The sequence below is a fragment of the Archangium violaceum genome (assembly GCF_016859125.1).
In the GTDB taxonomy this organism is placed as follows: domain Bacteria; phylum Myxococcota; class Myxococcia; order Myxococcales; family Myxococcaceae; genus Archangium; species Archangium violaceum_A.
Map to the genome: position 1 here is coordinate 4,746,873 of NZ_CP069338.1, position 26,665 is coordinate 4,773,537.

A 26,665-nucleotide genomic window follows, 5' to 3' on the forward strand; every position below is an offset into this window, starting at 1 on the left:
GGCACCCTCTCCCGAGGGGAGAGGGTGTAGGGGATCAGCGGGCGCTCGCCGCGGGCGGCAGCCGGCTCTTCTTGTAGATGCTGATCAGCTTGCGGGCCAACGACTCGCCCTGGACGCTCTTGGAGATGTAGCCGTCCGCTCCCGAGGCCAGCGCGAGCGAGCGCAGCTTGGACTCGTCCGACGCCGAATACAGGATGAAGCGCGTGGTGGCCGGCGCCTGGTTGCGTGCCAGCGACAGCACCTTGTCACCACTGAGCGCCGGAATGTTCACGTCCAACAGGACCAGATCCGGTTCCGCATTGCGCACCAGGTTGGAGACGCCCAGCGACGAACGGTGTGTGCGCACCTCGAAGCCGTAGGCGTGCAGCGTCCGCTCCAGAAGCATCAACTGATCGACGTCGTCGTCCACGACGAGGACACGAATCTTGTTCTCGCTCTCGGACATGAGCTCCCCTTGGATGAAGTGGCAAAGGTGGTTTGCGGAGTTCCAGGATACATCCTCATACCCGCGCTGGGAGGCCCACCCATCGTGGATGAAGGCCGTGAGGCCATAAATCCGACGTCAGCTCCCCGGGAGATGTGCAAAGCCGGTAAGAACCTTCGTGGACAAGCCCGGCGAGATGGGCAAAGCCAGGAAGATGCCACGCATTCGTGACGTCATCCGCGAGGAGGAGCGGCGCGGGGCAGCCGGACGGTGAACGTCGTGCCCTCCTCGCGCGTCGAGCGCACGTCGACGGTGCCTTCGTGCGCGGCGGTGATCTGCTGGACGATGAAGAGCCCGAGCCCCAGCCCGGAGGGCGAGCGGCCGCGCGCCATGCCCCGGCGGAAGGGCTCGAAGAGATCGGGCAGCAGCTCGGCGGGGATGGGCTCACCCGCGTTGTGCACCTCCAGGCGGACGTGCTCCCCCTCGTCGTGGAGGGACAGCGTCACGGGTGTCTCCTGGGGGCTGTAGTCGAGGGCGTTCTTGAGGAGGTTGCCGAGCAGCTGGGCCAGCCGATCCGGATCCCACTCGCCATGCAGATCGCCCCGGACCTTCAGCCGGAGCTCGCGCGCCGGGTGGGCCACCTCCACCTCGCCCACCACGCGGCGGCCCAGTTGCTCCAGGTCGGTCGCGGTGGGCGTGATGGGGATGCCGCCGCCCAGCCGCCCGCGCGTGAGATCGAGCAGGTCTTCAATCATCCGCGTCATCGACTCCGCGTTGAGCGCGATGCGCTGGGCGAGCCGCAGGGCGCGCTCCGGCAGCGTCTCCTGGCGCAGGAGCAGGTCCGCCGACAGGTTGATGATGCTCAGGGGATTGCGCAGATCATGGCTGACGATGCCGAGGAAGCGCTCACGGAACTCGGCCGTCTGGCGCAGCCGCTCCTCGAAGCGCTTGCGCTCGGTGATGTCCACCACCGCCGTGGCGATCATGAGGGTGCGGCCCTCGCGGTCCTTCACCGGGTTGTAGCTCACCAGGTAGTGGCCGAGCTCTCCTCCACGGCCGGCCGTGGGAACCTGGAGCTCCACGTTGGTCACCGGCTCGCCGGTCTCGAAGACACGCTGATAGTTGGGCGCGTTGGAGGGGGCGATGCGCGGGACGACCTCCCACACGGTGCGCCCGAGCGTCTGCTCCACGGGGACGCCGTTGATGGCGGCGAGCGCACGGTTGATGCGCACGTAGCGCAAATCCCTGTCGAGGAAGGACAGGCCCACGGGCGCGGTGGCCAGCAGCGTGTCCAACAGCGCCAGGGCCTCCTCGCGCTCCTTGGCCAGGGCGCGCCGCATGGCCACGTCCCGCGTGGACAGCACCGCGCCGCGCAGGGAGCCGTCGGGCCAGCGCAGGGGCCGGGCCGCGGCGGAGATGGGCAGCCGCGTGCCATCCGGACGGTGGATCCAGAACACCTCGTCCCGCACGAACTCGCCCTGGAGCGCGCGGTAGAGCGGCGCCTGCTCCAGGCGCAGCGGACGGCCCTCCTCGTCGGACAGCCCGTAGGTCTCCACCCACTCCAGCGCGGACACCTCCTTCAGGGACCGCCCATGTTGGCGCTCGGCCTCGGGGTTGAAGAGGCGCAGCACGCCCTGGGCATCCGCCATGATGATGCCGTCGCCGCTCTGGGCGATGATGTTCCGGAGGAGGGTCCGTTGCTCCTCGGCCTCGGCTCGGGCCGAGCGCTCGCGCTCCAACAGCGCGGACCGTTCCACCTCCGCCTTTCGGAGCGCCTCTTCCCGCCCGCGCTCGGACTCGGCGACGGCGTCCGCCATGGCGAGGTCGATGCCCTGGTGGAAACGCCTGTTCTCCGCGAGGTCGAGCGTACCGCCCGCCTCCTGCAACAGCTCGAGGATGCAGTCCCTCAGGAGGCCGTACTCGCGGACGATCTGCGTGACGTCGTAGCCGAGGCCCCGTCGCTGGGCGCGGTGCTCCGCCGCGCTGTCGCGCACCTGCTCTCGAGGGTGGCCGTGAAGCAGCTCCAGCAGCTCATCGAGCAGCACCGGGAACGTGTCGATGACAACGGAGCGCGTCCTCCCTTCCATGGGGAAGTGGGTTCGCACCGTGCGCTCGAACCGCTCCAGGATGTCATCGCGTCGCAGGGCGAGGAGGTCGGCCAGTGCACCCATGGGGCGGCAGCTAGCCACGGCGCACGCCTTCGTGCCAGCACGGCGCGCGTTTTCCCGACAATGGACTATTGCTTCACCTCGCAGTACAGCTCACCCGCCGTGCGCTCGTCATCGTCGGAGGCGCGGAACTCGGGCGGGCCGTACCGCTCCGCGCCGTCCCTGGCCTCCAGCAGCTCCGCCATGGCCTCCTTCGGGCCGTAGGGCTTGCCCCACTGCCTGACACACTCTTCCAGGTCGGCCTTCAGCTCGGCGGCGGTGGCGTAGCGCTCCGAGGGATCGCGACGCAGCAGCTTGCGGAAGATGGACCGCAGGGGCTCGGACACGTTTTGCGTCATCTGCTCGACGTACTCGGGACGAACGACCGCGGCACGGCGGGACAGATCCTCCACCGACGTCCAGCACTCCACCTCCGCCAACCACTCCTCGCTGAGCTCGTTCATGGGGAAGCCCGGGGGCAGCAGCGCGGCGGCCTGCTCCAGCTCGTCCGTGGCATAGAGCTGCAGGCCGGTGGCCATCTCCACGAGCACGAGGCCCAACGAGAAGAGATCGGCGCGGGCATCCACCACCACATACACGTTGGGAGGATACAGGTACTCCGGAGCGGCGAAGTCGACCTCTCCCCGGAGGATGTACGGGTTGGTCGACTCGCGGCCGATCAGCCGTGAGTACGCCGACACGAACTTCGTCAGCATCACCTGACCGTCATGTCTCAGGAGGACGCTATAGGGATCGATGCTGCGGTGGATGACGCCCAGGGGCCTGCCCTCCGCGTCCGTGAGGGTATGCACGTGGGACAGGATGTCGGCCAGCCCCAGGGCCACGTAGACGATGAAGGACTCGGACATCAGCTGCTGGCGCATGCAGCCGTAGTGACCGGCCATGTTCAGGCTGAAGCCGGACACGTAATCCGTGACGAGATACCTGTAGCCGTTCCGCTTGAACATGCCATGGAAGCGGGGAATGCCCGGATGGGACATCCGCATGTACAGCTCCGCCTCCTCCTTCATGCGCCTGTGGCTCGACAGCGAGGCATCGGGCTCCAACGTCGCGATCTCCACCAACGGGGCCTCCTTGAACCCGGTGCGAGGCAGGCACAGGTACACCGTCCGCTCGCCAGGGCCCAGGACCAGCCTCTGGAGCACCACGTAGTCGGTATTCCCGTGGGAGAACAGGATGGAAGGCTTGCGGAACCGGGAGTAATACCTGTCGTAGATAGACATTGAACAGACTCCTCCCCTGGCGGCGAACGCGCACAGGTGAAAATGCGTCGGGTGAAGACATCCGGAATGACGCGATGTTGATGGGGACCTTACCGCAGAGATAAACCCGATGTGAATGACCTGGGAGGTTGACCAGGGGTTACCTGTCCCAGCACAACAGGCATCACCGGGGAAACGGCTGTGTTTACGGGAAGTTCACTCCGCGCACGGTGAGGATTCCCGTGCCGTCCGCCGCACTCACTTCGAGCAGGAAGGGGCCCCGCGCCTGCTCGGAGGTGGCCTCCGCCTCCACGACCACGCGGTCCTGTGCCTGGGGGGAAAGCGGCCCGGGCTGCCACACGCGGAGCACCCGCGGCCGGACGCCCTCCGGGCCCACCAGCCGCGCTCCCTCCGCCGTCCAGGCCTGGGTGCCCGTGTTGTTCACATACAACTCCACCACCACCCGCTTTCCCCGGTGGGCGCGGTAGCTCCAGGCCTGCCGCACCGCGAGGACTTCGCTGGGGTGTTGGGTGAGGTCCTCCGTGATGTCCCGCACCGCGAGCCCATGGCCTCTACCCACCAGCCCGGCGGCGAACAGGTCCACGAGGCCCTCGGGAGGCCTCCCCTCCGCCTGGGTGCGCGCCAGTTCCACCTCGCACCGTTCGGCCCGCTCGCGTTCCCGCTGGACCGCCTGCTCGCACGCTTCGCCGGAGCGGGGCCGACGGGACACGTCCACCTGCTGCTCGGCCTGGAGGGGGTGCACCACCAGCCGGACGGTGGCCCCTTCGGGCGCCGCGCCGTCCGCGAAGCGCATCGTCAGCAACAGCTCCCTGCCCGGTGGCAGCGAACTCGAGGGGAGGAGCGTTACCACTCCGACGGCCTCGTCCACTGTCACAGAGAGGAAGTGCTCGCGCTCCTCCACCGACACCCCGTCGCGTTGCAGGGGCGTATGGAGCACGAAGGTGGTGGTGCGGTGGGGGCTGATGCGCACCGCGTGGTTCTGCCCCGTGCCCTCGGCTGTCAGCTCCAGGTGGCGTACGCCCACCCCGTCCCGCTCTTCAGTCGCGGGTTGGCCGGTGATGGGCGTTGCGGTGAGAAACGCGAGCAGCAGGGGCGTGACGAGCGGGGCGGTCATGGGGGGGGATAACCTCCGGAGTGACCCAGAGTAGCAAGGACCTCCGACGTAGGTCCCCGGCTTCCTCCCTCGGTATCCGCTGTCCGGCCCGTTCGCCGCTCGTGTCCTACTCGAAGCGCTTCACCGGGTAGAGGAACGCGCTGCCTCTGACGATGGCGGTGTCCGGCTCGCTCCCGGGCCGCATCATCCCCCAACTCGTGGTTGACCCTCCCCGCGTCACCACCGTGCAGACGGAGTACGTGTGACCGTCGGGCGTGTGGGCCCGGGTGAAGCGGCCGAACACCTCCTTCTCCCCGAAGAGGATCTCCCCGGAGAAGAACGTGCCGATCGGCAGCTTTCCCCAGTTCTCGTCCAGAACCAGCGTGGCCGGGCCCGGGCGCACGGTGGTGATCGGCTCGCTCCCGGGAATCGAAACGATCCCGGACCAGTCATGGCCCGGCGCCTCGAGCTCCAACTCCTTCATGGTCCGCGCCGCGTCGGGCGGGCACTCGGCGGGGGCGGGCGTGGGCCGCACCTGTGCGGTGGTGGGACCGGCGCATCCGGCGGCGAGGGCGGTGCAGGTCAGGAGCGCTCCCGCCTTGCCGGCCGGGGTGCTCGATTCCTTCTGGGACGTCTTCCGTGAGGTCTTCACGTGCGTGTCCTTGGGGGGCGTCGCACGGGCGACGGGCGCAGGGGTTGCCGCCTCTCGAGGCGCTGCGCCTCCGTCACCTTCCGGCCGCTTCCTCCCGGGCGCCACTTCCTGGCTGGGGGCGGGTCCCACCTCGGGCATGGGACGGGCGGAGGTCACCGGAGAGGTCGAGCGATGAGGGGCGAGCCCGAGCATCGCCAGCCCGAGGACCAGAACCAACGCGACGCCCGCGCCCACCCACCACCGGGAGGTGCCTCGAGCGCGTGGGGGCGCGGAGACGGCCGGGGCCTCTGCTTCGCTTGCTGGCGCGGCCACCGTGGGCGGTGCCGGCGTGGCGGGCTCCTCGGCGTGCGAGGTGGGCTCGCCGCGACGTGGGTGGCGCCGCTCGTACGCCTCCAGTCGCCGCCACCGTGCTTCTTCGTCCTCGTCCTCCAACTCCCCCTCGGCCGCCGTGGTGGCGGTGTCCGGGCCCCACGCCTCACACAGTGGCACGTCCCACGTCGCGTCCGCTCGCGCCAGGGCCTCCTCCAACGCGGCGTCCACCGCCCGGGCGTCCGGGTAGCGCGCCTCGGGTGCCTTCTCCAGCATGCGCAGGCACACGGCCGCGAGCGCCTGGGGCACGCGCGGGTTGCGCACCCGGGGTGATTCGGGCCGCTGGTGCAGGATGGCCTCTCCCAGCGCCCAGGCGTCCGCGTGCGCGTCGCCCGTCTCCTCCACCTGGAAGGGGAAGGTGCCCGTCAGCAGCCAGTAGAGCAGCACCCCGAGTGCCCACAGATCGTCCCGGGCGCTCGCCTCGTAACGCTCGCCCTCGCGGCGCCTTCGCTTGAAGCCCTCCGCCTCGGGGCTGCGGTAGGGCGCGGTGCCCGGCAGCAGGGGGCCCGTCACCTGGTGCGCTCCGGGGAAGGTGCCCACGCCGAAGTCCACCAGCACCGGCTGCCCGTCCGCCTCGCGCACCACCACGTTGGCGCACTTCACGTCGCGGTGCACCACGCGCGCCCGGTGCACGGCCGCGAGTTGCCGCGCCAGTGCCCGCACCAGCTCCGCCACCCGCCGGGCCGACGGGTTGTGCCGCTTCGCCCACGCGTGCAGCGCCCGCCCCTGGACGTACTCCATGACGAGGTACACGAAGCGCGGCGCCTTCTCCGGCCACTCGCCATGTCCCCGCATCGCCACCCAGCCGATGCGCCGCAACCGCAGCAGCACCTCCAACTCCCGCCACGCCCAGGCCGCCGCGCGAGGCAGGTGGATGAACTTCACCGCGTACGCCTTCCCGCTCGGACTCCTGGCCCGGTACACCGTGCCCTGACTGCCACCGCCCAGCCTCGCCTCCAGGTGCAGCCCGCCCACTCGCGTCCCGGGCAGGGGCAATTGTGGCTCCAGGGGCTCCGTGACGGCCCGCCTCCACAGCATGCGCCGTTGTACCTTCAGCCATGTCCTCGTGGACCGCTCGGCCTCGACCCCGTTCATGTGCTCAACCTCCGAGGTGAGGCAGGGTAACATGACCCACTGATGCAGTCGGGTCCACTGTTCGTCGCTTCAACCGTCCACGGTGTGGATGCTCGTCCGTCAGGTTGTGCGAACACTCCAGGCGGCCAGGGCCATGTCGGCCGCGAGTACAGTTTTCACATCGGGGTGCGCTGCGAATCGTGGATGCACGATGTCATTCTCCATACATATCGATGCGCCCTTGAATCCCCTGTTGGAGGAGTTGCCCGTCCACGTGCGGTCCTCCCTGCAGGAGCAGCTCCAGACCATCGCGGAGGCCGCCGAGTACCTGCCGCCGCAGGATCCCCTCTGGCGCGAAGTGGCCCAGCCGGACGGGGATGGCCTGCGGATGTATGTCGCGGGCTGCTGCGTCCGCTTTCACCTGCAGCCCGAAAACCGCCGGGTGTTCGTGGCGCAGATCGGCCGTGTGCGAATACGCCTGCCTGCTTCCCTGTCCCTGAGCCAGTGAGGCAAGTGTCCAGCCAGAACGCGCCGAATGCCTGCTGGTTGACACCTGACCGGATGAGTCTCCCTGCCATTGCACCCCGGATGGATATAGTTCGCCCAGACGGAGTGGGCTCCGCCCCCATGGGGTGGGCTCCGCCGGGCAGGATAGGGACCTGGGAAGGGTACGGAGAGCCACATGCAGACGGGACCGCGAATCCGGATTGGCATCCTGGACGACCAACAGCTCTTCCGTGAGAGCCTGGCTGCTCTCTTCGCGAGCGCGGGTCATGAGGTGGCCGTCCAGAGCCCCGATGTGGAGGGCTTCCTGGCGCAGCTCCAGGAGTCGGCTCTGGATGTGGCCGTGGTGGATCTACGGCTCGAGCGCATGGGCAGCGCGGAAGTGGACGACGGCCTGCGCCTGGTGGCGCTGCTGAGGGAGCGGTCTCCGCGAACCCGCGTGCTCATCCTCTCGGGTCAGCGGGAGCCCGCGCAGATGGAGCGCTGCTTCCAGGCGGGAGTCGCTGGCTTCGTCAGCAAGCTCAACGTGAGCTGCGCCGAATTGGTGGCCGCCGTGGAGCAGGTGGCCCGGGGCGAGTGGGTCGTTCCGTCGGAGTTCGTGAGTCCGATGCAGGTCGCCCAGGAGGCGAGCGAGCGCGCCTCGCCGTTGGATCGGCTCACCCTGCGTGAGCGCGAGGTGCTGAGCCTGGTGGCGATCGGCGCGGACAACCTGCAGATCTCCGCCCGGCTCGGCATCACCGAGCGCACGGTGAAGGCGCACGTCTCCAATCTCTATCGCAAGCTGGGGGTGCAGAACCGCGTGGAGATGGCGATGCTGGGATTCCAGTCCGGGCTCTCCAGCACCCCGGACGCACACCCACAGCCCTAGGGAGTGCCGCGGCTCCGCTCACGGAAGGCCGTGAGCTTCTGGATGAGCTCGGCGCCCTGGACGCTCTTGGAGAGGTAGCCGTCCGCGCCGGAGGCCCGCGCCAGCGAGCGCAGCCGCGCCTCGTCCGAGGCCGAGTAGAGGATGAACTTCGTGCGCTGGGGGGCGTAGCGGCGGGCGAGGCTCACGACCTGGTCCCCCTTGAGCGCGGGGAAGTTCACGTCCAGCAGCACCAGGTCCGGCTCCACGTTGCGCACCAGGTTGGAGACACCCAGGGCGGAGCGGTGCGTCTGCACCTCGAAGTGCGGCGCGAGGGTGCGGCGGACGAGCTCCAGTTGAGCCGGATCATCGTCCACCACGAGGACGAGGGCCCTGGGGGCCGGTCCCTCGGGGGGCGCGGTGTCATCCATTGCCACGCCCCAGGTGCTTGCGGATGGTCTCGAGCAACGTCTCGCGATCCAACGGCTTGGTGAGGTAGGCGTCGCAGCCGGCGGCCGTGGCCTTCTCCTGGTACTCGCGTCCGGCGTGGGCGGTGACGGCGATGACCGGGATGTTGGCCGCGGCGGGGAGCTGGCGCAGGCGCCGGGTGGCCTCCCATCCGTCCAGGCGGGGCAGGGACAGGTCCATCAGGATGAGGTCCGGCACCTCGCGCGAGGCGCGCTCCACCCCGTGCTCTCCGTCCTCGGCCTCCAGCACCTCGAAGAGGCCGCCGAGGTAGCGGCGGACGATGTCTCGGTTCTGGGGGTTGTCCTCGATGTAGAGGATGCGTGGCAGGCGGCCGGCGCGCTGGGCGCTCTGCTTGAGCAGCAGGCCCTTGGCCTGGCCGATGACGTCCTCCAGCGCGTGGCCGCCCTTCTGGACGAAGCCGGCGAAGCCGTCGCGGAGCAGGGCTTGATCCTCGGCGGTGAGCGTCTTGCCCGTGAGCACCACCACCGGGACGTTGAGCTTCTCGGCGCGCAGGCGGCGCAGCACCTCGAAGCCGTCCAGGTTGGGCATCATCAGGTCCAGCACCACGAGCGTGGGCGGGGAGACGCGTGCCTTGAGGAGGGCGTCCTCGCCGCTGTGGGCCTCGCTGGTGGAGAAGCCCGCGCGGCGCAGCGAGCGGCTGACGAGCTCGCGCGTGGAGGCGTCGTCATCCACCACCAGCACCTCGCCCGCGCCGGTGGCGGTGCCGATGCTGCGGCGCACCACGTCCACCAGGTGCTCGGGCTCGATGGGCTTGACGAGGTACTCACACGCGCCCAGCGAGAAGCCACGCGCCCGCTGCTCCTCCACGGAGATGATGATGACGGGGATGCGCGCCAGGTCCGGCTCGCTCTTGAGGGTGGACAGCACGCTCCAGCCGTCCAGGCGCGGCAGGTGGATGTCCAGCACGATGGCGTGCGGGCGCAGCTCCCGCGCCTTCCTGAGCGCGTCCAGCCCATCCGTGGCCGTCACCACGATGAAGCCCGCGGGCCCCAGCTGCCCGGCCACCAGGTGCTGCACGAGCGGATCATCATCCACCACCAGCACGGTGCCGCCCTGCACGATGGGGGCGAGCGCCGCGCCCACGTCCCGCGGGGACACCGGCCTGTCCAGCTCGCGCGAGCCGCCCAGCGCGTCGCCCTCGAGGACGCCGGCCAGCCGCACCGTGAAGGTGGTGCCGCGGCCCAGGGTGCTCTGCACCTCCACCCCGCCGCCCAGCACCTTGCTCAGCTCCTTGACGATGGCGAGCCCCAGCCCGGTGCCGCCCACCTTGCGCGTGGAGGAGCCATCCACCTGGCGGAACTTCTCGAAGATGACGCTGAGCTGCTCGGGCGGGATGCCGATGCCCGTGTCCTCGATGATGAAGACGGCCTCGTTGCCCTCCGGGCGCACGGTGAGCGACACCTCGCCGGACTCGGTGAACTTGACCGCGTTGGACAGCAGGTTGAGGAGAATCTGCCGCAGCTTCAGCGCGTCCGTGCGCACGTACGCCGTGCGCTCGTGGATGTCCGTGCGCAGCTCGACGTCCTTGCCCTTGAGGTACTCCTTCACCGTGGCCGTGCACTCCTCGGCCAGCTCCTGCATGTCCACCCGCTCCACCACGATTTCCATCCGGCCCGCTTCGATTTTCGACAGGTCGAGGATGTCGTTGATGAGCGCGAGCAGCGTCTGCGCGTTCTTCTTCACCACGTTGAGGTCGCGCCGGCCGTGGGCGGTGAGCCGGCTGCCCTCCTCGCGCATCAGCAGATCGCAGTAGCCGATGATGCCGTTGAGCGGGGTGCGGATTTCATGGCTGAAGTTGGCCAGGAACTCGCTCTTGAGCCGGGCGGCGGCCTCCGCCTCGCGCGCGCGGTCCTCCTCGTTGCGCTTGGCCATGGCCAGCTCCGTGGCCAGCCGGTCCAGGTCCTCGTTCTGCTGGCGGATGATCTCCATCTGCAGCGCGCGCTGCTGGTAGCTGGCCAGCGTGCGCGCGGACACGGCGCGGCTCTTCTTGAGCTCCTCCAGGTTCTCCGCCAGGCGCTTGTTGGCCTCCTCCAGCTCGGCCTTGGACTTGCGCAGGGCCTCCTCGGCCGCCTTGCGCTCGGTGATGTCCTCGGTGATGCCCAGCACGTAGCGGGCCTCGCCGGCGTCATCCAGCAGCGGCAGCTTGCGCGTGGCGTAGATGCGGTCCACCCCGCCCGTGCGCGCCACCTCCTCGAAGCGCTTGAGCTTCTTCGTCTCGAGGATCTCCGTGTCGATGGCCACGAAGGAGTCGGCCTGCTCCGCGGGGAAGTAGTCGTGGTCCAGCTTGCCGAGCAGCCACTCCTTGGTGACCCCGAACGCGTCGGCGAACGTCTTGTTGACCACGCGCAGCCGGCGCTCCTCGGCGTCCTTGGCGAAGAGGACGAAGGGCAGGCTGTCGACGATGCGCTCGAGCAGCCAGCGCGAGCGCTCCTGCTGCTTCTCGGCCTCCTGGTGCTGGCGGCGCTCGATGATGCGCTTGAGCTCGCGGCGCACGACGGGCACGAGCGTGGTCAGCCGCTCCTGGTCCAGGTAGCTGCTGGCGCCGGCCTCCTCCATGGCCGCGAGCATCTCCGCCTCGTCCCACTTCGCCGTGAGCACGACGAAGGGCAGGGGGCTCGCGCGCTCGCGCAGCCGGGCGGCCACCTCGCGGAAGCCCAGCTCCGGCAGCTCCGAGCCACACAGGGCCAGGTCCCACGGCTTCTCCAGCGCCGCCCGCAGCTCGTCCGGGGTGGACACGCGCTCGGCGGACACCCGCAGGTCCGCGCGCCGCAACACCTCCAGCACGTGCGTGCTCTCCGCCTCGCCCGCCACCAGGAGCAGCCGGGGCGTTTCGTTACCCGACACCGCAGGAGCCGGAGTACCCATCCGTCAGTTTCCCCCGAACGCCAGGACCGTCAGCGTCGTATTGATGTGGAACCCCGAGTAGATCTCGAAGTGCACGTTCATTCCAGCCGCCGTGGGGGCGTGGCGCAAGGTGTCCGCCAGCTGAGCGACGGTTCCCGTGGAGCCGGCGTACCACATGCGCCCACTGCAATGGAAAAGCAGGGCGGCCTGGGGGTTGGGGACGCGGCGGGGCAGCTCCTCCTGGAAGAAGTGGCGCGTCATGCCGGCCATGTCGCCCATCTTCATGAGCTCCAGCTCGGTGCCCTCCTCCAGGAGGTTGGCGAAGAGGATGGAGCCATCGGGCAGGGGCTTCCACGGGGCGCGGATGAAGTACTCGCGGCCCACCTTGAGGGCGGTGGGGTGGACGGCGAAGCCGCGGGGCTTGCCGAACTCGAGGTCTTCCTCCGACACGCCCAGCATCTCCGCGTAGCGCGCGGCGGCCGGCTTGCCATCGATTTCCAGGGCGCGGGTGGCGCTCTCGTCGACGCGGGTGATGGTGAGGCGCTCGCCGGTGGCCTGGTACCAGTGCGAGCGGAGGGCACCCCAGGGGGCGCTCGTCTTGAAGAGGGCCACCACCACCGCGTCGGTGGTCACCTCGCCGTCCACGTGGATGAGGGCGGACTGCTTCGCCGGATCCTGCTCGTGGTCGGCGGCGCCACCGCCCACCAGCACCAGCGTCTGGTTCTTCTCGAGGATGCCGAGCAGCAGCTCCTCCTTCTTGTAGCGGAAGCCGTCGTCGATCACGAGGCCCACGAACTGGCGCGGCTCGATGTCCGACTGGCGCACGCCCAGGTCCTGCGCGGCGCGCTTGATGGCGGAGGCGCCGGCGCCCACGGCGTCCAGGGACAGGCCGGTGCCCAGGCCCAGGCCCACCTCGAAGTCACCGGAGAGCGCGCCGAGCACCACGCTGCCGGAGTGGATGCCCTGGTTGTCCAGCTCGCCGGCGGTGGTGGCGCCCACCAGGCGCGTGCCCGGGGGCAGCCGCTCGCGCACGGCGCGGTTGAGCGCGAGCTGATCCCTCTCGCGCGAGGCGAAGAGGGTGACGAGCCGGGGGGCCGCTCCCTCCAGCTGTCCGACGAGCTCCTCCGCGGCCGCGATGGGGTCCGCCCTGGTGGTACGGACCGTCTGCATCTTCACTCGAGCCAAGGAGGACCTCCGGGGTAGCGGGAAGCGGCGCTAGAGGCCGCTGCCCGGGTGGGTTTTGTGGCAGGCGCCGGTGCACTGCTGGAAGGACTCGCGCCCACCGCCCACGTACATGCTCTCGATGGGGCCGAACTTCTCCACGTGGGACTTGGGGTAGCTCGTGTGGCACGAGAGGCAGGCGGCCTTGCTGGTGCGCTGCACGCTCTCCGGCGTCAGGTGGCAGCTGGAGCACTTCGCCTTGGGCGCGTCGAAGCGGTCCGAGCGCGCGTGGATGAAGTGGGCGCGCACGACGATGGGGCCTTCCAGCTCGAAGCCGAGCGGGGCGTGGCAGCCGGCGCACGCGGCGCGGTTGTCATTGGCGTGCAGCACGGTGGACAGCTCGCCGCCCTCGTTGTGGCAGGTGCTGCACTTGCCGGTGGTGAGCCGCGCCTCGGTGTGCTCGGGGGTGCCCACCTGGATTTCCACGGTGCGGCTGGCGGGCACGTCCTCGCCCAGGAAGACGCGGCGGCCCTTCACCGTCACCAGGTAGGTGCCGGGCTCGGCGTTCTCCGGCAGCGTGTACGTCCACGTGTCGCTCACCGGCGCGTCCCAGCGCCCCTCCTCCGGGAAGAAGGCGCCGCCGAAGAGCTTGTTGGCGGGCGGGAAGGTCTGGAACTGGGCGAAGACACCGTCGCGCTCGAGCGTGCCGATGGTCTGCACGTCATCGGGGCCCAGGAACGCGTCCATGTCCACGATGCTGCGGATGGGCTGGATGCGCTGGGCGGGCCCGATGATCTGCGTCATCAGCATGCGCTCACGGTGCTTGCGGCGGTAGTACGTGGTGGTCGGGTCGAAGAAGGCGTTGTAGTACTGGATGCCCGGCTCATTCTGCCCGAAAACGACCTCGTTGTACGAGGGCAGGCTCCCCCGGGGATGGAGGCGCTTGCCTGCTCCGTCGCGCAGCGAGAGCTGGAAGGTGATGGCCGTGCCGGGCGCGTAGGTGCCGTCGGCGCGCGGCGGGGTGAGCGCCTGGACGTCGATGGAGAAGCCGTAGTCGTAGGAGGTCTCCTCCACCTGCTCCACGGGGATGGTGTAGTCGGCGTGGGGGCGCAGCGACCAGCGCAGGCGCAGGGCGCGGGTGTTGGGCGACAGGGTGAACCGGGTGGCGCCGGCGCGGGCGTTGCGCACCTCGACGAGCGCCTCCTCCTCGTAGTTCCTCGCGCTCTTGCAGTCCGTGACGGAGCGGCAGTCGCGGGTCCACTGGATGGCGCGCAGCCGGCGGATGAAGAAGTCGTCGTTGGACCTGCGCTTGTCGTCCTTGCCGATGTGCAGGGAGATGGTCCGGCCGGTGGCGCGGCCGCGGGCGTCCACCGGCTGCACGGTGAAGACGCTGGGCTGCTCCATCCACTTCGCGTCGCGGTAGAAGCGGCGGCGGGTGTAGGTGCCGTTGCCGTTGGCCAGGAGCACGGGCTCCTCGTCCGCCAGCGTCACGCCCTGCCAGGGCAGGTGCTTGAAGTCACCCGCCTTGCGCAGGCCGTCCACGCCCTCGTCCCGGGTCGCCGTCACCGTGGCGCGCAGATCCAACTGGTTGATGAAGAAGGTCTGCCCGGCGCGCACCTTGAGGGGAACGCCCGCACCATCCTCCACCTCGAGCGCCAGTCCCACCGGCTCGGGCTGGGGGCAGGGGCGCGAGGCCGCGGCGTCCGACAGGCTCTGCGCGAGCGAGGTGGGCGCCTGGCTCTCCACCGCCTCGAGCTGCTCCGAGCAACCCGCTCCCAGCAGGGCCAGCGTCGCGAGCCACACGCGGGTCAGACGGCCCGGGGTGCGGACAGACGAGTGCGACGGCACGCAGAGTGCTTCCTTCCCGCTCATGGCGGCCCCTCCTTCTGTGGTTGGGCGGTGGGCGGTGTTTCACCCGGCCCCGCTGGTTCTCGCCAGTGTTCTCCAGCCCTACCTGCCAGGTTGGAGCCGCTGGTTCGTCAACCGTTTCCCCATCACCAGGGCTGCTGGTTGATTCGAGCAACGACAGAATAGAGGGACTGCACCTGGAATTCAATATCTAGAAGAATTCTTCACTAAACCGTGTAGTCCACTCTTGAGCATTTCATGGATACGCACTTGTACGGCCCTGTGGGCAACGTGTGGGGTTCTGTACGTGACGTGTACGGTTGGGTGAGGGGACTCATCACTTTCCCCGTCAGCACCAGGAGTGGGAGTGGGGCAGCTCGACGGTGAAGGTGGCGCCGTGGCCGGGGTGGCTGGAGACGTGGATGGTGCCGCCGTGGGCCTGCACCAGCTGGTGGACGATGTAGAGGCCGAGCCCGGAGCCGGGCCGTCCGGTCTGACCCAGGCGCTCGAAGCGGTTGAAGATGCGGCCCTGGGCGTCGGGGGGGATGCCCATGCCGTGATCGCACACGGCGAGGCGGGCCTGGCCGCCGTCGGCGAGGACGTGCACCTCGATGGGCTGGCCCTGGCCGAACTTGAGCGCGTTGCTGAGCAGGTTGGTGGTGACGCGGTCCAGGCGTTGGCGATCCCATCGGCCGCGCACGGGGCCGCGTGCGTGGACCACGACGGAGCTGCCGACGGCGGCGGCCTGGTCCGCGAAGCGCTCGGCCACCTCGCGCGTGAGCTCGGTCAGGTCCAGCTCCTCCAGCTCCAGGGTGAGCTGGCCGGCGGACAGGCGCGAGAGGTCCAACAGGTCCTGCACGAGCAGGCCCATGCGGCGGGCCTCGCGCTCGGCGCTGGCGAGCCCCTCCTGGGCGTGGGGCTCATGGCGGAAATGGGCGCGCAGCCGGTACAGGCGCAGCTGGAGCGCGAGCAGGGGATTGCCCAGGTCGTGCGCGGCCACGCCCACCAGCTCGAAGGCGCCCTGCACCTGCGCGCGCAGCCGGGCATTCTCCTGGACCAGGGCCGAGTTGTCCGGTTGCTCGGGGGGGAGCGTCTGGCGCAGCGTCCAGCCCATCGCGCAGCCCATGGCCAACCCGATGAATCCCGTCATCAACACCAACAGTCGCAGCTCCCGCTCCTCATCGCTCCGCACGGGCAGCGCCCCCGGTGCGAGGAGCAGCACGCCCAGCACGGTCGCCAGGAACAGGGTCATCGCGAGCAGGCTCACGCCTGCGCTACGCGCGGTCGTCGGGTGACGCGGCAGCAACATGTGGCTCTCCCCCCCCAGCGGCCCAGAAGTTCAGGGTCGCAGGCGTGTTCCACCTTGCCTGTAGAGACCCTGTGGAGAAATCGCCCTGGTGGGCAGGCGCGTGTTGAGAGGATGACAGCGGCACCGCACCGGAGTACGAGGCCGGGCCGGAATTCCAAGGGGTTCGCGGGATGGCTGCGGGGGTGGCGCGGGGTTATGAGCGAACCCCCTTTTCTCTTTGTCGAGGGTTCGTTTTCGACCATGTCCTTCGTTCCTGGCAACAAGGTCCGCTATCTCCCCCAGCCCGAGTGGGGCGTGGGTCATCTCATGGCGCTGCAGGACGCGGGCGCCAAGGCGCTCGTCCTCTTCCCGGCCCGGGAAGGGGAGCCGGTGCTGGTGTCGACCAAGGGCGGGGCCCTGGTGCCGTACGTGCTGACGAAGGGCGAGCCGGTGCAGACGGCCAAGGGCCGGCGCGCCACGGTGGTGGGCGAGGAGGAGGGCGGCCGGGGCCTGCGCCGCTACGTCATCCGCTACGCGGACACGGGCGAGGAGGACGAGATGCCCGAGTCCGAGGTGCACGCGCTCGCCCCGCGCTCGGATCTGCTCTCCACGCTGCGCGAGGGCCGGGTGGGGGAGGCGCGCGCCTTCACGCTGCGCAAGCAGGCGCTGGTGCTGGACGACGAGCGGCGCTGTGACGCGCTGGGCGCGCTGCTGGCCAGCCGGGTGATGGTGAAGCCGCACCAGGTGGGCGTGGTGCAGCGGGTGCTGAGCGCGCGCCGGCCGCGCTTCGTGCTCGCCGACGAGGTGGGCCTGGGCAAGACGATCGAAGCGGGCATGGTGTTCAGCGCCCTGCGGCTGTCGGGCCTGGCGCGGCGCGTGCTGGTGGTGGCGCCCAGCCACCTCACCGTGCAGTGGCTGGTGGAGCTCTTCCACAAGTTCAACCAGCTCTTCACGTTGATGGACTCGGAGCGCTACGCGCAGTCGCTCAAGGAGATGCCAGCGGTGTCCCCGTGGGCGCGCTTCCCGCTGGTGGTGACGAGCCTGGAGATGCTCGCGCGCACCGGGGAGCACCGCGAGGCCGTGGCCGACGAGGGCGCCTTCTGGGACCTGGTCATCATCGACGAGGCGCACCACCTCAAGGGCGAGAAGGCCTTCGAGGCCGCCCAGGGCCTGGCCGCCAACAGCTGGGGCCTGCTGCTGCTCACGGCCACGCCCATGCAGTTGGACCCCGCCGAGTACCACGGGCTGCTCACGCTCATCGACGCGGCCACGGCGCCCACGGTGAAGGGCTTCGAGCAGCGGCTGGCGCGCCAGGAGGAGCTGAGCGCGGCGGTGCGCGGGCTGCTCGAGGGCAAGGACGCGGCGGGCGCGGTGAAGGCCCTGGCCGCGCGCTTCCCGGATGATCCGAAGCTGAAGTCGTTGAAGGAGCGCGACGCGTTGATGCAGCACCTGTCGGAGACGTACAGCCTGTCCGACCGGCTGGTGCGCAACCGGCGCGCGGTGGTGGGTGGCTTCTCCACGCGCCGGCTGCACCGGCACCCGGTGAAGCTGTCCGCGCAGGAGCTCGAGACGCGGGATGCCGCCCTGGCCGCGCTCGCGTCCTCGAACCTGCGCGGCGCGCCCCTGGCCAACCTGCTGCGCCGGCTGGAGTCGAGCCCCGCGGCCTTCGGCGAGGCCCTGCGCACCAACAAGGCGCTGGCCGGCGTGGCGGGGAGCCTCAAGCTGCCCTCGCGCGACGCGAAGTTCGGCGCCTTCCAGGAGGTGCTGCGCGGTATCTGGGGCTCGGAGCCCAACGCCAAGGTGCTCGTCTTCACGGAGAGCCGGGACACCCTGGAGGCCCTGCGCGCGGAGCTGGGACGCGAGGGCGTCGAGGCGCTCGCCTACCATGGAGATCTGCCCATGGTGGAGAGGGATCGCCAGGTGGCGCGCTTCCGCGACCCCGAGGGCCCGAAGGTGCTGCTGTGCACGGAGGTGGGCGGCGAGGGCCGCAACTTCCAGTTCGCGCACCACCTGGTGCACTACGACCTGCCGTGGAGCCCGTCCACGGTGGAGCAGCGCATCGGCCGCCTGGACCGTATCGGCCAGAACCACCCGGTGGAGATCCACGTGTTCGACCCCGCGGGCACGCTGGCGTCGGACGTGCTGATGCTGCTGGCGGACGCGGTGGGCGTGTTCGGCGAGACGGTGGGCGGCCTGGACGCGGTGCTGGAGGAGGTGGAGGACCGGCTCACGGAGCTGGCGCTGCTGCCGCGCGAGTCGCGCGTGGCGTACGCCGCGGAGCTGAAGGAGCGGGTGGAGGCGGCGCGGGCGCAGGTGAAGCGCGCGTATGATCCGCTGCTGGACATCCGCTCGTTCGACCGCGAGGCGGTGGCGCGGCTGGTGACGCGGGCCCAGGAGCGGATGGGCGTGGAGGCCGACGAGGACGAGGAGTCGAGCCTCGAGGAGGGCCTGTGGAGCGTGGCGCGCGACCTGGATGAGCGGCTCGAGGAGACGGTGACGGAGCTGGCGCGCCGGGTGGGCATCGGCGTGGACACGGACGAGCAGGTGGATGCGTTCCAGTGCGCCTTCCAGTTCGGCCACGCGCTGAAGGTGGAGGGCCTGCCGGGCATCGACATCAACGAGGACCGGACGGTGCTGGGCACCTTCTGGCGCGACACGGCGGTGGAGGCCGAGGAGCTGGAGTACTTCGCGACGGGCCACCCCATCGTCGAGGCGCTGTTCGGCTTCCTGCGGGACGGCCCGTACGGGCGCAGCGGGGCGCGCTTCATCGAGAAGCGCGGGCCGATGAAGGCCAAGGGCCTGGAGCTGCTCTACCACGTGCAGCTGCCGGAGCCGGAGGACACCTCGCCGGGCGCGCGCGTGCCGAGCCGTCAGCTCGCCCGCTTCCTGGAGCGCACGCTGGTGCACGTGGCGGTGGTGGAGGGCCCCACGGGGCCGAAGGCGGACCCGGCGGTGCTGTCCGCGCTGGAGGCCGAGGGCAAGCCGCTCAAGGGCGACGAGCTGCTGCGCGTCTTCCCGGGCTTCGGTGCGTTCGTGGAGCAGGGCGTGCCGGTGGCCCAGAAGGCCGCCGAGGCGGAGATGGCGAAGCTGCAGGCGCGGGCACGCAAGGCGATTGAAGCCGAGCGTGACGCGGCGCTGGAGCGGATGAAGCTGTCGCTGACGCACCAGGGGTTGGAGGAGAAGGCGGTGGAGTCGCAGCTCGCCGCCGAGCAGCTGCATTACGATCGGCTGCTGAAGGCGCTGTCGGGCGCGAAGGTGGTGCTCGACTCGGCCTGCGGCTTCGTCATCAACCGCTGAGTCCAGGGCGGGGGCCACGGGTTCAACCTGGGGCCCTCGATACCCTCACCCCGTCCCTCTCCCAGGGGGAGAGGGGTGGTTGGTTGCTCAGACTCGCAGCTTCTCGCGCAGCGCCTTCGCCCGGCCCTGCATGTCCGGGTCCAGGCTCGTGAGCTCGATGCCCTTGAGCCGCTGGTCCAGGCTCTTGGGCACCTTCGTCTTCACCAACTTGCCCTCGGCCTCCAGCCCCTCCAGCTTGCCGAGTGCCTTGTCGACGATGCGCTCGCGCGGATGGCCCAGCAGGCTGTCCAGGAAGTACGGGTCCTCGGGCAGCTCGGGGTACTTCTCCAGGTACTCCACCACCCCCGTGGCCCAGGCGCGCGGGTCCTCGGCGGACTCCATCAGCTTCTGCATCGCCTGCTTCTGGGCCTTGCGCTTGCCCTCGGGGTCGAAGGTCTTCGCCAGACCCTCGGGCAGCTCGCCGCCCGTGAAGAGCGCGTCCGCGGCCGCCTTGTACTTCTGATAGGACGCGCTGCGCTCGATGCGCTGCTGCGCCGGGTCGTCCTGCCGGGAGGTGTGGCCGCGTCCCTTGCCGCGTGATGCGTCGATCTCCCGCCAGCTCTTCGTCCGCTTTCCGGAGAAGCCCCCACCGCCCCGATCGTCGTCCTTGTCACGTGCCATTCGTCATTTTCCCTTCCGAGCACTCCACAGCGCCGTCATGCCGCGCTTCACCAGGGGGCGGACCTTCGCCAGCTCCTCGGGTGTCAGGGGGTGCTCCTCGTCCTGCTCCGCCTCGAATAGCGCCTCGTCCGCGTACGCGGCGAGGGCCGTGGGCACTGGCGAAGCCTCCGTGCCCGGGTCCTCCATCGCCTTGGGCGCCACGCTCGCCAGCCCCTGCGGCCAACCGAGCTCCAACATGGCGTGCAGCTCGAAGAGCAGGTGGCGGGCGACACCGTATCCTTCGTCCGTGAGCCCCGCGTCGTCAAGCGCGCCCAGCAGGGCGTCCTGCTTGTTTTCGAACGCATCGTGCAGCCGCGTGCGCGCCTTCTCGTCGTCTTCCAGATAACGCCAGGCCGCCTCCACGAATGCCGTGTCCGGCTCTCCCGGGGCGAAGGGCCTGGGGGGCTCCACCTTCTGCTTCTTGGGCCGCGGGGGCCGGGGACCGTCCTCCAGCCGCACGGATTTGCCTTCCTCCACCAGGTCCCACAGGCCCAGCAGGTTCTGGAAGAGGCGGCGCGCCAGCTCCGGGGACTCGAAGCGCGGCTCCTGCTCGAAGAGGCCGGGAATCACCTCCTGCGAGGAGCGGCCCTCGGCGTGGGCCTGCCGCATGTGCGCCAGCACCGTGAGGCTGTCATGCGAGGTGCCCGCGAGCTGCAACAGCCCATCGAGCACCTGCGCGCCCTCGAAGTGGCGGACGAACTCCATCTGTTTGGAACGGGAGCGACTCATGGGGTACGCACCGTAGCGCCCGGACGCCGGAGAGGCACGTGGCTCATCACGTGGCTCTTCGAGGGGGTGCCCGCTCGCCCATCAGTTCGTCCTGGTGCTCCTTGGGGTTGGTGGGCCATTGGTAGTCCTCCGGCACGTGGCCTCCGCCCTGCTGGGCCGTGCCTATCCAGCTCACGTCCGGGAAGCGCGGGTCGTAGCCCTCGCCCCGGGGCTCCGGCTCGTCCGTCACCTCCGTGCGGTTGGCGGGCACCACGAAGGGGGCTTCGATGGGTTTCTTGGGGTAGATGATGGCCATGAAGGGGGTTCCTCCTGAGGAACCATAGGAACGCCGCCGCCCCGTGGCCCGGGCCGCTCCGGGGGGACCGGCCAGGGAGACAGTGGCATGCCCGAGCCCTTCCGTTTCCGCCCCCGAGACCCTAGGCTGGTGCCCCGCACATGAGCGAACCGTCGTCGGAGAGAGTGAAGGCCGCGGTCCTGGCGCTGTACGAGGCTCGCCCGGTGGAGGGGCCTCCCGGGGATGACGGCCAGCGCTCCGTCTGGCACCTGTCCCCCCAGGGCGCGGAGCTGCTCTCCTTCGTCGACCGGGAAGGGCGCGTGCAACGCCAGGAGCTGACGCTGCTGGGCGAGCACTGCGTCTGGATGAGCGGCGTGGGCCTGCGCACCGGACGTGTGGAGCAGGTGGGCGCCGCGCGCACGGAGGAGAGCGTCGTCCACCCGGACGCCCAGCCCGTCCCCGCCCGGATGCTGCGCGCCGCGCTCGCCCTCGAGGACTACCAGGGAGAGGACCGCTACATCCTCCACATCCAGCGCGTGCTCGCGCTCGCGCGTCAGGGCCTCGTGCTCGCCGGAGGCGCCGCCAGCGTCACGTCAGCGCCCCCCGCTCCCGCCGCTCCGGCTCCCGTGTCCACGCCCCAGGCGTCGGCTCCCGTGGCCGGGACGTCGCCCTCGCTGCCCACCCCCGCCCCCGTCGACCCCATCATGCTCAGCAGGCAGAGGACGGAGGGGCTGACCATGCTCATCGTCCTCGGGCTGGGGCTCCTGGTGGGCGTGGCGCTGCTGCTCTGGTTGATCTAAGGACTCCGGGGGCCCGGGCGGTCCACGTCCTCACTGCTCGGCCCGGATGACGGGGACCGGGGAATAGGGCCGGGCCCGGGTCGCGACCGAGCGCGCGTTCGCCAGGTTGGGGCGCACCATCCCCGGCAGCAGGGCGCGCGAGACGCCCGCCTCCCGGACACTCGCGGCGGCGAGCTGCATCGGGCGTGAATCCAGTATCAGGATGATCGCGGTGAGCGCCATGAGGAGGAGGCTCCCCATCCACCGGCGCACGGTCTCCGGGCGGAGGAAGAAACGCCAGCCGATGAGCGCGGAGGCCAGGACGGCCAGGGCGACCAGGGAGGCCGAGCGCAGCTCCTGCATCCACTCGAGCTTCTCGATGCCCTGGGTGACGAGCCCGGCCTGTGCCTCCGGGGGTCGCGTGGCCAGGGGGGTGAGCAGCTCGAAGAGGTGATGGGCCTCGAGCGCCACCAGCAGCGCAAGGCTCCCCAGCATCAGGCTCAGCGCGACGCCCAGCGGGATTCCGGCGCCCTCTCCCCTGCGCACGGCCCGCGCGCGCAGCAGCACGAGCCCCACCGCCACGCAGACCAGCAGCGCCGCGCTCATCCAGGCGCCCAACAGGCGCGTCACCATCGCCTCGCCCGTGCCCGCGACGAGCGCCGTGAGCGCCCTCTCGCCGCTCGCGTCCGGCAGTGCCGCCAGCACCTTCTCCATTGCCTCCTGCGTGCCGGCGATGCCCAGCAGCCACGGCAGCGTGGCGAGCCCCACCAGCACCACCAGGGGCGCCTGCCGCCCCGAGGGGCTCCGGCCCAGCAACGCCGAGAGCATGAACATCACCCCCAGCACCGCCACCACCATCAGCAGGCTGTAGGGCCCCGCCGCGCCCACCATGCGCCACACCGTGGCCCGGCCCCCGACGAACGAGATGAAGGCGAGACCGGCTCCTCCCACCGCCACCAGAGGCAAGGGGGCGAGCAGCAGTCCAGGAAGGGTGTTCAGCCGGGTGGGGAACAGCATGGTGGAAAGAGTATACAGTCCCCACCAGGATTTCTGGAATTTGCCCTTTGGTGCGGATTGCTTGATTGGCCGTGAACGAAATGAACGGCCGTCAGGTTGGAGGACAGGCGGGAGGGCAGGCGGCCAGTCGCTGGTTGGCTGTCAGGCGGCGACGGCGCCCGCGCCGAGGAGCTGGGCGTAACGGCCCCCGCGGGCGGAGAGCTCCGCGTGGGTGCCCGCCTCCACCACCCGGCCGGCTTCCAGGACGACGATGAGGTCCGCGTCGCGCACGGTGGAGAGCCGGTGGGCGATGACGAGCACCGTGCGTCCCTTCATCAGCGCCGCCAGGCCCGCGCCCACCGCGGCCTCGCTCTGGGCATCCAATGCGCTGGTGGGCTCGTCCAGCAACAACACCGAGGGGCGGCGCAGGAAGGCCCTGGCGAGCACGAGGCGCTGCCGCTGTCCGCCGGACAGACGCGCGCCGCGCTCGCCCACCGGCTCGTCGAGTCCGCCGGGCAGGGCGCGCACGAAGTCCTCGGCGTGGGCCAGCCGCAGGGCCTCCCAGATGTCCGCGTCGGTGGCCTCGGGCCGGGCCAGCAGCAGGTTGTGCCGCACGCTGCCCGAGAAGAGCACCGGCTCCTGCGGCACCCACGCCATCTGTGCGCGCACGCTGGACTGCTGGAGCGCGGACAGCGGCGTGCCGTCCCAGCGCACCGTGCCGCCGCTCGGGGGCATGAAGCCCAGCAGCACGGAGAAGAGCGTCGTCTTGCCCGCGCCCGAGGAGCCCACGAGCGCCACCCTCGCGCCCGCGGGCACCGTGAGGTCCACGCCGCGCAGCGCCTCGCGGCCGTCGGGGTACGTGGCGCGCACGCCCTCGAGCGTCAGCGCCTGGGTGAGGGGCCCGGCCTGCCCGCCCTCGTCCGGTGGCACCGGCGCGTCCGCCATGGCGAAGAGGCGCTCGGCGGCGACCAGCCCGGTGAGCACCTGCGAGAGCGTGCCGCTGAGCGACTTCACCGGCTGGTAGAGCAGCAGCGTCGCGGCGATGAAGGACAGCAGCCGTCCGGAGAGCGATGGGTCTCCCGAGATGGCGCGAGCGCCCCAGGACACCGCCACCGCCGCGCCCAGAATCCCCATCACCTCCACCGTGGGGCTGTAGGCGCCGCGCAGGAAGAGCGAGCGGCGCATCTCCCCGAGGTAGCGCGCCGACTCGGCCTCGAAGGCCTCCAGCGCCCGGGGCGCGCCCCCGTAGGCCTGCACCACGGGCAGCGCCTGCAGCTGCTCCCCGGTGAGCGCGGTGAGGGCACCCAGGCTCGTCTGCGAGCGGTTGGCCACCTTCTTCAGCGAGCGCGCGAAGCTGCGCACCGGCAGCACCGTGAGCGGCATCACCACGAAGGTGAGCAGGAAGAGCTTCGCGTCGATGAGCAGGCAGGTGGTGAGCAGCGCGAGGATTTGAAGCCCGTCCCTCACGTACGAGGACAGCGCCTGCGTCACCGCGAACTCCACCAGGGGCACGTCCGCGGTGAAGCGGGTGAGCAGCTCGCCCGAGTGCTGCCGCTCGAAGAACGCGGGGGGCTGGGCGAGCAGCCGCGAGTACAGGAAGGCCCGCAGGTCCGCCATCACCCGCTGCCCCAGCCGCTGCATCCACCCGCCCTGGAGGAAGCCCGCCGTCGCCTTCACCGCCGCCACCGCCACCACGAGCAGCGGCAGCACGCCGAGCATGCGCGCTCCGGGCAGCGTGAGGCCGGCGAGCTCCACCGGCTTCCCCGTGAGGACGGCGCGCAGCAGCGGACCCACCAGGAAGGCGTAGGCGGACGTGGCGCCAGCGGCGACGAGCGAGGCCGCCAGGCCGGCCAGCAACAGGCTCCGGTAGGGGCGGACATAGCCCAGCAGGCGGGGATAGACGTTCGGGGATGGTCGAGGGGCCACGGCGAAGCGTGCACTCTCTCACCGTGTGAGCTGTACGGCAAAGCCTGATGCCCGCCCGCCTGCTGTGCTGCCCGACAGGTGGTCCATGTAGGCCCTTTCATTGCTCCAACGGGAAGGGGCGGACAGGTTTTCGCTAGCCATGGACAACACCAACACGGGGAAAGAGGCGCTGTTCAGTCCGGGCTGTGAGCCGGTGGTCGAGGATGAAGAGCGTCGCCGGCTCCTGTGGCTGATGGCGGAGTACTTCCGAACCATCGGCTGCACGGACATCAAAGCCCGGCTGCCCGGCTTCATGCCACCGCCCGTTCTCTCGGGCACCATCGAGGACCATCGGCCGGACTTCACCTGCCGTCAGTCCGACTCGGGGCGAACACCCATCATCCTGGAGATCGTCACGCCCAGCATGGTGGAGGACCCCACCACGGAGAACCGCTGGAGCCTGTTGTCCAGCGCGGCGAAGCTCTACAACGCGGAGCTGCACTTCGTGGTGCCCAAGTGGGCCTCGAGCCGGGGAGCGATCGATCCGGTGCTCAAGCGGCGGCTGGCTCGCATGGAGCTGACGGCCAACCGGGTCTGGACGGTCTGAGCCGCTCGTCATGGAATGTTCGAACCCGGAGGCCCGCCCCTGAACTGGGGCGGGCCTGGATTGCCGGGCCTCTCGCCTGCGTTATAGTGGTTCCGAAGATTACGCGGACGTAGAAAGTCCAATAAATCCAGGGGTTTGAACGCAATGCCAGCGGCTGCGGGCCAGAAGCGCGACTACTACGAGGTACTGGGCGTCCAGAAGAGCGTCTCGGCGCAGGAGCTGAAGAGCGCCTTCCGCAAGGTGGCCCTGCAGTACCACCCGGACCGGAACCCCGGGAACAAGGACGCCGAGGAGAAGTTCAAGGAAGCCTCCGAGGCCTATGAGGTGCTGAGCGACCCCGAGCGCCGGGCGCGGTACGACCGCTTCGGCCATGCGGGAGTGGGCGGCGCCGCGGGTGGAGATCCGTTCGGCGGCGGGTTCCAGGGCGTCAACATCAACGACATCTTCGGGGAGATCTTCGGAGACATCTTCGGTGGGCGGGGAGGCGGCCGGGGCCGGGTGAGCAACCGGGGCTCGGACCTGCGCTTCAACCTGGAGATTTCCTTCGAGGAGGCGGCGTTCGGCTGCCGTCCGAAGGTGCCGATTCCGCGCCCGAAGAAGTGCGACACGTGCAGTGGCACGGGAAGCAAGAGCGCGTCGGCGCCGAAGCCGTGCGGCACGTGCGGCGGCTCGGGCGAGCTGCGCTTCACGCAGGGCTTCTTCGCGGTGTCGAGGCCGTGCACGGACTGCGGCGGTACGGGCGCGGTGGTGCCGGATCCGTGCAACAAGTGCCGGGGCTCGGGGAAGGTGCCGAGCGAGGAAGTCATCGAGGTGAACATCCCGCCGGGCGTGGACAACGGCACGCGGGTGAGGCTGACGGGCCTGGGCGAGCCGGGAGACCGGGGAGGGCCTCCGGGCGACCTGTACGTGACGGTCATCGTGCGAGAGCACCCGCTCTTCCAGCGCGAGGACTACGACGTCTTCTGCGAGGTGCCCATCTCGTTCACCCAGGCGGCGTTGGGGGCGAAGATCGACGTACCCACGCTGGACGGGAAGGTGAAGATGACGGTGCCCGAGGGCACGCAGTCGGGGAAGGTGTTCCGGCTGAAGGGCAAGGGCATTCCGCACCTGCACAGCGGGCAGCGAGGAGACCAGCACGTGCGCGTCATCGTGGAGACGCCGACGGGGCTGAGCTCGAAGCAGCGGGAGCTGCTCGAGAAGTTCGCCGAGCTGAGCGGAGAGGATGCGCATCCACAGTCGAAGAACTTCTTCGACAAGGTGCGAGAGCTCTTCGGCTGATATGCGAAGGGAGAGGGTTCCGAGCACCCTCTCCCTCTGGGAGAGGGCCGGGGTGAGGGTCTGCGGACTCCACTCGCGGCCCTCTTTCCTTTTCCGGAGGAGGGACGGCACGTTCTGGGC

The 26,665-nt window shown here is 70.1% G+C and carries 21 protein-coding genes; 6 read left to right on the top strand and 15 right to left on the bottom strand.

The features are described from left to right. Positions 1 to 34 precede the first annotated feature (34 nt). The 5 genes from JQX13_RS20445 to JQX13_RS20465 form a co-directional block, all read right to left on the bottom strand. Complete coding sequence (locus JQX13_RS20445; protein ID WP_203410626.1) at positions 35 to 445, bottom strand: response regulator; 411 nt, start codon at positions 443 to 445, stop codon at positions 35 to 37. 212 nt (positions 446 to 657) lie between these two features. Continuing rightward, positions 658 to 2,595, bottom strand: a complete 1,938-nt coding sequence (locus JQX13_RS20450) for a sensor histidine kinase (protein ID WP_203410627.1) — start codon at positions 2,593 to 2,595, stop codon at positions 658 to 660. 65 nt (positions 2,596 to 2,660) lie between these two features. After that, entirely contained in the window at positions 2,661 to 3,815 is a 1,155-nt protein-coding gene (locus JQX13_RS20455; protein WP_203410628.1) for a serine/threonine protein kinase, read from the bottom strand. A 184-nt stretch (positions 3,816 to 3,999) separates the two neighbouring features. Further along, complete coding sequence (locus tag JQX13_RS20460; RefSeq protein ID WP_203410629.1) at positions 4,000 to 4,929, bottom strand: DUF2381 family protein; 930 nt, start codon at positions 4,927 to 4,929, stop codon at positions 4,000 to 4,002. Between the two features lie 106 nt (positions 4,930 to 5,035). Next, on the bottom strand, positions 5,036 to 7,024 hold the full coding sequence (locus JQX13_RS20465) for a serine/threonine-protein kinase (protein ID WP_203410630.1): 1,989 nt from the start codon (positions 7,022 to 7,024) through the stop codon (positions 5,036 to 5,038). 190 nt (positions 7,025 to 7,214) lie between these two features. On the opposite strand from JQX13_RS20465, the gene JQX13_RS20470 reads away from it, so the two are divergent. Beyond that, positions 7,215 to 7,511 carry a hypothetical protein gene (locus JQX13_RS20470; protein ID WP_203410631.1) on the top strand — a complete coding sequence of 99 codons (297 nt, stop codon included), beginning with the start codon at positions 7,215 to 7,217 and terminating at the stop codon, positions 7,509 to 7,511. Positions 7,512 to 7,685: 174 nt separating this feature from the next. Beyond that, positions 7,686 to 8,375 carry a response regulator transcription factor gene (locus tag JQX13_RS20475; protein ID WP_203410632.1) on the top strand — a complete coding sequence of 230 codons (690 nt, stop codon included), beginning with the start codon at positions 7,686 to 7,688 and terminating at the stop codon, positions 8,373 to 8,375. Here the strand turns inward: JQX13_RS20475 and JQX13_RS20480 are convergent. The 5 genes from JQX13_RS20480 to JQX13_RS20500 all read right to left on the bottom strand — a co-directional run bounded on the left by JQX13_RS20480 (position 8,372) and on the right by JQX13_RS20500 (position 16,002). Further along, positions 8,372 to 8,782: a response regulator gene (locus tag JQX13_RS20480; protein WP_203410633.1), complete on the bottom strand. Its 411-nt coding sequence runs from the start codon at positions 8,780 to 8,782 to the stop codon at positions 8,372 to 8,374. The genes JQX13_RS20475 and JQX13_RS20480 overlap by 4 nt on opposite strands. Continuing rightward, positions 8,775 to 11,705, bottom strand: coding sequence for a response regulator (locus JQX13_RS20485; RefSeq protein ID WP_203410634.1), 2,931 nt, complete (start codon positions 11,703 to 11,705; stop codon positions 8,775 to 8,777). Before JQX13_RS20485 ends, JQX13_RS20480 begins: the two co-directional genes overlap by 8 nt. Positions 11,706 to 11,708: 3 nt before the next feature. Then, complete coding sequence (locus JQX13_RS20490; RefSeq protein ID WP_203410635.1) at positions 11,709 to 12,869, bottom strand: FIST signal transduction protein; 1,161 nt, start codon at positions 12,867 to 12,869, stop codon at positions 11,709 to 11,711. A gap of 30 nt (positions 12,870 to 12,899) precedes the next feature. Continuing rightward, the gene (locus tag JQX13_RS20495; RefSeq protein ID WP_203410636.1) at positions 12,900 to 14,717 is read right to left on the bottom strand and encodes a cytochrome c3 family protein; all 1,818 of its coding nucleotides are present in this window, start codon (positions 14,715 to 14,717) and stop codon (positions 12,900 to 12,902) included. A gap of 325 nt (positions 14,718 to 15,042) precedes the next feature. Then, positions 15,043 to 16,002: a sensor histidine kinase gene (locus JQX13_RS20500; protein ID WP_203410637.1), complete on the bottom strand. Its 960-nt coding sequence runs from the start codon at positions 16,000 to 16,002 to the stop codon at positions 15,043 to 15,045. Between the two features lie 240 nt (positions 16,003 to 16,242). Between JQX13_RS20500 and JQX13_RS20505 the strand changes: the two genes are divergently transcribed. Beyond that, positions 16,243 to 19,278, top strand: a complete 3,036-nt coding sequence (locus JQX13_RS20505) for a helicase-related protein (protein WP_203410638.1) — start codon at positions 16,243 to 16,245, stop codon at positions 19,276 to 19,278. Between the two features lie 87 nt (positions 19,279 to 19,365). Here the strand turns inward: JQX13_RS20505 and JQX13_RS20510 are convergent, their stop codons facing one another. From JQX13_RS20510 to JQX13_RS20520, 3 genes are read right to left on the bottom strand one after another with little or no spacing between them, the layout of a single operon-like run. Continuing rightward, positions 19,366 to 19,938 carry a hypothetical protein gene (locus JQX13_RS20510; protein WP_203410639.1) on the bottom strand — a complete coding sequence of 191 codons (573 nt, stop codon included), beginning with the start codon at positions 19,936 to 19,938 and terminating at the stop codon, positions 19,366 to 19,368. 3 nt (positions 19,939 to 19,941) lie between these two features. Further along, positions 19,942 to 20,706: a hypothetical protein gene (locus JQX13_RS20515; protein WP_203410640.1), complete on the bottom strand. Its 765-nt coding sequence runs from the start codon at positions 20,704 to 20,706 to the stop codon at positions 19,942 to 19,944. 46 nt (positions 20,707 to 20,752) lie between these two features. Continuing rightward, the gene (locus JQX13_RS20520) at positions 20,753 to 21,001 is read right to left on the bottom strand and encodes a hypothetical protein (protein WP_203410641.1); all 249 of its coding nucleotides are present in this window, start codon (positions 20,999 to 21,001) and stop codon (positions 20,753 to 20,755) included. A 140-nt stretch (positions 21,002 to 21,141) separates the two neighbouring features. Between JQX13_RS20520 and JQX13_RS20525 the strand changes: the two genes are divergently transcribed. Next, positions 21,142 to 21,780 (top strand): hypothetical protein, encoded by a 639-nt coding sequence (locus JQX13_RS20525; RefSeq protein ID WP_203410642.1) that lies wholly within the window; start codon positions 21,142 to 21,144, stop codon positions 21,778 to 21,780. A 30-nt stretch (positions 21,781 to 21,810) separates the two neighbouring features. Here the strand turns inward: JQX13_RS20525 and JQX13_RS20530 are convergent, their stop codons facing one another. Both JQX13_RS20530 and JQX13_RS20535 read right to left on the bottom strand, forming a co-directional pair. Further along, entirely contained in the window at positions 21,811 to 22,776 is a 966-nt protein-coding gene (locus JQX13_RS20530; RefSeq protein ID WP_203410643.1) for a hypothetical protein, read from the bottom strand. Positions 22,777 to 22,917: 141 nt separating this feature from the next. Further along, positions 22,918 to 24,681 (bottom strand): ABC transporter ATP-binding protein, encoded by a 1,764-nt coding sequence (locus JQX13_RS20535; protein WP_203410644.1) that lies wholly within the window; start codon positions 24,679 to 24,681, stop codon positions 22,918 to 22,920. Between the two features lie 139 nt (positions 24,682 to 24,820). On the opposite strand from JQX13_RS20535, the gene JQX13_RS20540 reads away from it, so the two are divergent. Together JQX13_RS20540 and dnaJ are read left to right on the top strand one after the other, a co-directional pair. Beyond that, on the top strand, positions 24,821 to 25,267 hold the full coding sequence (locus JQX13_RS20540; RefSeq protein ID WP_203410645.1) for a hypothetical protein: 447 nt from the start codon (positions 24,821 to 24,823) through the stop codon (positions 25,265 to 25,267). Between the two features lie 144 nt (positions 25,268 to 25,411). Next, the gene (dnaJ, locus tag JQX13_RS20545; RefSeq protein WP_203410646.1) at positions 25,412 to 26,545 is read left to right on the top strand and encodes a molecular chaperone DnaJ; all 1,134 of its coding nucleotides are present in this window, start codon (positions 25,412 to 25,414) and stop codon (positions 26,543 to 26,545) included. Positions 26,546 to 26,665 lie beyond the last annotated feature (120 nt).